At 32.2% G+C, this 2,046-nt stretch carries 2 protein-coding genes; both read right to left on the bottom strand.

Features of this window, described 5'->3' with window-relative positions:
• Positions 1 to 131: 131 nt before the first annotated feature.
• Positions 132 to 590 (bottom strand): PTS sugar transporter subunit IIA, encoded by a 459-nt coding sequence (locus ACI313_RS03970; protein WP_320607599.1) that lies wholly within the window; start codon positions 588 to 590, stop codon positions 132 to 134.
• Between the two features lie 60 nt (positions 591 to 650).
• A complete protein-coding gene (locus ACI313_RS03965) occupies positions 651 to 1,976 on the bottom strand; it encodes an MATE family efflux transporter (protein WP_439755320.1) in 1,326 nt (441 codons plus the stop codon).
• Positions 1,977 to 2,046 lie beyond the last annotated feature (70 nt).

The raw sequence follows: 2,046 nt of genomic DNA, 5'->3' as shown, positions 1-2,046 counted from the left end.
TCATCAAGCGCCCATTTATATTACCAAATCACCTTTTTAGAGTCAACACTTTTTTATAAAAAAAGTATCTTTTTTTGTGTTTTTTATGATTTTCTCATCATTTTCACTAAAAAAGACACTTTTTTAAGCTATTATACTAGTTTTTCTCCCACTTGAACTTGTTTTGTACCCAATTCAAACACATGATCATACCCTGCTGGGAAGACTACCATAGTTGTTAATTTATAACCCTTTGACTTAATAAAGTCATTATCAATTTCAATCATAGCTTCTCCTGCTTTGATTTTTTGTCCTTGTTTTACTTTTACATTAAATCCTTGTCCATTTAATTCAACTGTATCCAATCCAATATGAACAATACATTCAATTCCATCTTTTGTTTTAATTCCTACGGCATGTCCTGTTGGAAAAACAGATTCAAGCGTTCCACTTAAAGGAGCTACAATTGTATTTCCAGATGGCTCAACCGCAAATCCATCTCCCATCATCTTAGTTGAAAAGACTTTATCTTCTACTTCTGATAAAGGAATTAATTGTCCTGTAACAGGCGCAACAATTTTAAATTCTTCTTTCTTAAAAAAATTAAGCATATGCATCCTCCTGATATTAATATCCAATAAGAGAAATTATAGTTTCATTTGTAAACGGTGTCAAACCTTAACAAATCTATATTTTTTCATAAATTGTTTATAAAACATGAACCCAACTAACGTTGTAATCACTTCTGTTACAGGATACGTCAACCAAAAATAATTTAATCCCAAACGAGAAAATAAATACCCAAGTGGCACAAAACAACATACTGTTCTTAGTATAGTCAATAACGAGCTTTTTACACTTTTTCCAACGGCTTGAAAAAATACCGGATAAATTAGCGATGTTACTAATGGTATAAACGATATACCTATAATTCTAAAACCAATTGTCCCAATTTCTATAACCAATGAATCTGATGTAAAAACTTGTAACATGGTTCCAGGAATGGTTTCAAAACAAAGTACGCCAAGTAACATAAAACTCATACCAAATAAAATGGATTCAAATAATGTTTTCTTACATCTTTCTATATTACCGGCCGCATAATTAAAACTAATCACAGGCACAATACACGTTTGCATCGCCCCTAACGGAATAAAGAAAATCGTTTGCCATTTATAATATAAACCAAGTGCCGTTACAGCTTGATCACTAAAAGATGCCAATATCATATTTAATCCAAATATATATAATGTATACGCAGATTGCATTAATATATTAGGCAATCCCAATTGAAAGATTTTTAAAACATAACTTGGATAAACTTCTTTTTTAGGAGAAGAATAAAATCCTTTTTTAAACACAATTAAAGCTGCGATCATTTGTCCAATTACCGTGGCAATAGCTGCTCCTTTAATTCCTAATTGTGGAAGTCCAAACATACCAAAAATCAAAATAGGATCCAAAACAATATTCACTATTGCCCCTATAATTTGGGCAATCATAGGTGTTTTCATATCTCCTTTGGCTTGTAAAACCTTTGTCCATCCACTTTCTAAAAACAACCCGAAACTTAGTACATTTACAATTCTTCCATAGACAATGACATCATTGATGATTGTTTCTGTTTCAGTAGACATCTTGGCATATAATGGCATAGCCAAATACATCACTACGGCAAACAAAAACCATAACACCAACATCAAAGGCATAGATGTTCCAGCATAGTCATTGGCTTCTTTTTCTTGTCCTTGACCTAATTTAGAAGCCATGATGGTATTGATCCCTACCCCTGTTCCTACCGCTAAAGCAATCATTAATAATTGTAAAGGATAAACAATTGATAGTGCTGTTAATCCACTGTTGGAGTATTTACCAATAAATAAACTATCCATAATATTGTATAGAGCCTGAATAAGTTGAGCTAACATAACCGGTGGTGCTAACTTAAACAAAATTTTACTTATTTTTTCTTTTCCATAAAATTCAGATGTATTCATATAATTCTCCCTAACAAATAAATATCCACCAGCCTAGCTGGTGGTTTTTCAGTTTCGGGCATAGCCCTGC

Source organism: Floccifex sp. (assembly GCF_051873495.1).
Taxonomy (GTDB): Bacteria; Bacillota_I; Bacilli_A; order Erysipelotrichales; family Erysipelotrichaceae; genus Floccifex.
The sequence above is the reverse complement of the archived record's forward strand: the minus strand, read 5'-3'. Positions and strand labels throughout refer to the sequence as shown.